Source organism: Carboxylicivirga taeanensis (assembly GCF_051851475.1).
GTDB lineage: Bacteria > Bacteroidota > Bacteroidia > Bacteroidales > Marinilabiliaceae > Carboxylicivirga > Carboxylicivirga taeanensis.
Genome location: NZ_JBPUSJ010000039.1, coordinates 1 through 3870 on the forward strand (window position 1 = coordinate 1; position 3870 = coordinate 3870).

At 33.7% G+C, this 3870-nt stretch carries 4 protein-coding genes; 3 read left to right on the forward strand and 1 reads right to left on the reverse strand.

Annotated features, from left to right (window positions below):
* Positions 1–275: 275 nt before the first annotated feature.
* From ACSX1H_RS18855 to ACSX1H_RS18865, 3 genes are all read left to right on the forward strand, one after another.
* Positions 276–1019 (forward strand): suppressor of fused domain protein, encoded by a 744-nt coding sequence (locus ACSX1H_RS18855; protein ID WP_439185808.1) that lies wholly within the window; start codon positions 276–278, stop codon positions 1017–1019.
* A 208-nt stretch (positions 1020–1227) separates the two neighbouring features.
* Positions 1228–2493, forward strand: a complete 1266-nt coding sequence (locus ACSX1H_RS18860; protein ID WP_439185810.1) for an erythromycin esterase family protein — start codon at positions 1228–1230, stop codon at positions 2491–2493.
* Positions 2494–2895: 402 nt separating this feature from the next.
* Positions 2896–3450 (forward strand): hypothetical protein, encoded by a 555-nt coding sequence (locus ACSX1H_RS18865; protein WP_439185811.1) that lies wholly within the window; start codon positions 2896–2898, stop codon positions 3448–3450.
* Positions 3451–3549: 99 nt separating this feature from the next.
* Here the strand turns inward: ACSX1H_RS18865 and ACSX1H_RS18870 are convergent.
* Positions 3550–3870, reverse strand: a 321-nt coding sequence (locus ACSX1H_RS18870) for a zinc-binding metallopeptidase family protein (protein ID WP_439185812.1), incomplete at its 5' end; no start/stop codon positions are given.

Sequence of the window (3870 nt, forward strand, 5' to 3'; positions counted from 1 at the left end):
TGACTCAAAACCCACAATTATATATGAAAGAAAAATTGAATATAGATAATAAAAACAGGGCATAACACGCTGCAATAGCGCATAAGGGGGACGTATTATTTGGGAAAGCCTCTGCAATGGCGACCAGCGCCAAATCGCTGATTTGGCTTTAGAAATGAAAAGTTAAAAACAAATACAACGCTTTGGCTTAGCTACTTTTGGTAAGTTCGTTAGGCAAAATCCCCTTACGGCGCCATGCAGCCAACCGTTGCCAGAATATAAAATCCGCATAGCAAATGAAAATATTCTATCTCGGAACTTTGTACTTTATTTTTATTTCTATGTCATCATATTCTCAGACAAATATGCAAGAAAAAGATACTATGAGTAAAGACATTCCTAATAGTGTTGAAAATATTGATAGTCACTTGGACCATTTTTTTGATGACAATGCAGACATCGTAGTATTTGATGAAATAGAATCAGAATTAATTCATCGAGACATTTATTTCATTAAAGCAACTGAAGATAGAGCTTTTCATATTTTGTTGAGTTGTGGTATGAGTGCAATGCCCATGAAAATTCCTGAGGACATTGAATCATCGGAATTAGCAGAAGTTATGATACTATTGCCCAAAGAATGGAATTTAGACTATGAATCTTTCAGTGACGAACGTAACTATTGGCCAATTAGAATAATGAAAGAATTAATGATGTTGCCACACCAAAATAAAACTTGGTTAGGATTTGGACATACTTTTGGACATGAAGATGACGAAGAATTTGCTGAGGGAATTGGATTTAATTCCGTTATGTTGGCTCATTCAATGGAACTATCGGCTGATTTTACTCAAATAGAACTTGAAAACAATGAAATAATTGACATATACACTCTCATTCCTCTGTATAAAGAAGAGCTTGAATTTAAGAAGCAAAATAGCGCATATGATTTACTTGAACGCTTCGATAAATTTGAAATTGAAGAGATATTAAATGTGGGCAGAAAGAATGTGTGTAAAGAAAAATACTACTGGCAATAAACCGCTATAGAGCATAAAGGATTCAGCATATCTTGGTTGGTCCGTAGCTTCGGCAAAAAGCGCCAAATTGATTTGGCTTTTAAAATGAATAAGATAAAAACAAATACAACGTTTTGGCTCCGTGAAGTTTGGAAGTGACTAAAGGTTAATGTTCACTTATGCTTCATAGCCGCGTCCGTTACAGAACATTAAAAACTAACTAATTAACATGAGACAAATATTTCTAATATTAATAATTACCTATATATCGAACTCAACCATAGCCCAAATCAAATGGGATGATTCTTTTACTACATATATTTGTCAGCTTAATTCGACAAGTCCCATCAAATCTGAATATTCAGACCTTGCGGCAATTGATGATTTAATCGCAGACAAGAAGATTATTGCTCTAGGAGAAGCCACTCATGGAACAAAAGAGTTTTTTACAACAAAACATCGTTTGATTCAATATCTAGTGGAAAAGCATGATTTTAAGATTATTGTTATCGAAGATGGATATACTTCGACACATAACATTGATGATTTTATTTCAGGCGAAAATAATACGGAGATAGAAAAGCTTTTATCAAGAAATTGGAGTGGAGCATGGAGAACACAGGAAGTATTAGATATGGTCTTATGGATTAAGTCATATAATACTGGCAAAGATGAATCTGAAAGGATACGAATATATGGTTGTGACATGAAATGGTATATGACTCCTGCTAAATATATTCTGTCGGAACTAAATGACTCGGAACATATTGACGTTGAAATTCAAAAAACACTTAAATTTATAGCAAATCATCGTCGTTCTAATAAAATGACTAAAAAAGAAAAAGATGATATTAAATTATTACTTGACAAACTAAATGAAATTGAGGTTGAGAAAAATGTAAATGAATTTAAGTTTAATGTCAGAATATTGGAACAAAGCTTAGATTATCTGTGGACAAAGAGTAGCATATCACGCACTATTTTACGGGATAGGTATATGGCGGAAAACTGTCAAAGAATATTTGACGCTGAGAAGGAAAGAAAAATGATAGTTTGGGCACATAACCAACATGTAGCAAATCATTCCGATGTCAGTAAAAAGAAACCAATGGGAGCTCATTTAAAACAATACTTTGAGGACAAATACTATTCGATAGGTTTTAATTTTTACACTGGAGAATATTGGGCATACAATCCCGAAATTAAGAAAAACTCAATTTGTAATCTTGGTTTACCAAAAGAAGATTGCATTGATAACTTCTTAGCGATGGCACCTTTCCCTAATTACTTTATTGACATTAATAATAGGAATCTACCAGAAGAACTATCAGAGTTATTTAACAATTCATCTTGGTCGCGTAGGGCTGGCCCATTCTTTATTGAAGACAATAATGCAAAAACTAACTATCGAAAATGTGTGCTTTCAGAGAGTTATGATATGTTAGTTTTTATTCGAAATACAAGTGCTGTGAAACAATTACCTTACACACCGTAATATAAAATTACGCCCTGTAACAATGGCTAATAAAGCATTGGGGTTCAGTGTAATTTGGAGAGGTACTGCAAGGGCGACCACCGCCAAATCGTTGATTTGGCTTTGTAAATAGAAAAGGTAAAAGCAAAATACAACGCTTTGGCTACTTAGCATTTTGAAAGTGAATCAGGCAACAGTCCCCAACGCTTCATAGCCGCGTCCGTTAGGGAACATTCCCCCTATAAACCCATAGTATTGATTTAAAATCAAGGTAATCAATACTTTTTAGGTTTATGGATTTCTTAAGCTAACCTTAAAAAGGTGACATCAATGCGAATGAAATTTGAGGAAAGTACAAAATTATAAATAATCGATATACTGATATTTGCTTTGATATTAGTCAGAATTTGAAAAAAGAAAGACGTGATACATAAATTAAGTTTAGAACTATCTGAAGAGCACCCATCATATTTATGGGCGAAAAAACAATCAGATTCTGTAAATGCTTTAGGACATATTGGAACACATATTGATTGTTATACCGTTTCCCCTAAAGAGTCTGAATATGAATTAGAAGTGGAATTAATTAGATGTTTTAACGAAATGCCTCAAATAACTGAAATAAAAAAGAGGAATCTAAAAGATAAAGCTTTAATTCTCTATACAAACGTCTTGAATAAATTTGGATATGGCACAAAAGAATACGGTGAAGCAAATACATTTCTATCAGAACCTGTTCTTGATTATGTATTGGCATTAAAACCAAAATTTATTTTAATAGATTCATGCGGTATCGGAAATCATGGCGAAGAGCATATAAAATTTGATAAGAAATGTGAGACAAGTGGCTGTTTTGTTGTAGAAAACATTTTCATGAATCAGACTATTGCAGAATTAATATCCGATATCAGAATCAAAATTGACATTAATAATCATTCTACAGGAAAACCATGCCATGTGTATGCTATATCAAATTAAAAAGTGCATAACAAAGCAATCTGACGACGCATTAGGAGGAAATAGATAGGTTTTGCCTACTATTCAACACTATTGTCAGTGATTGGATTTTCATTAAGGTTATTGGATACTCAATTCTGCTAAGATTTTTGCGATTCTCCACATAACATCTTCATTAATATCGAAGTGAGGTTGGTGATGGGTACCTGTATGGTTAGATGCTCCTATGCCCTTAAACACAGCTTTCCCGCCTGTTTTTTGAACATGGTTCATCAGGGTACAGAAATCTTCACTATAGGTGTTGTGCAGTTCTTTTTCTATGCAATGAGTGAACAAACCGGTAGCTGTCACTATTTGGTTGATTTTTTTGGTAAGATCGCCTGAACTGGCAGCACTTTCGGCTTCACCAACTAAGCTGATATTGCAACTACATGCATATTT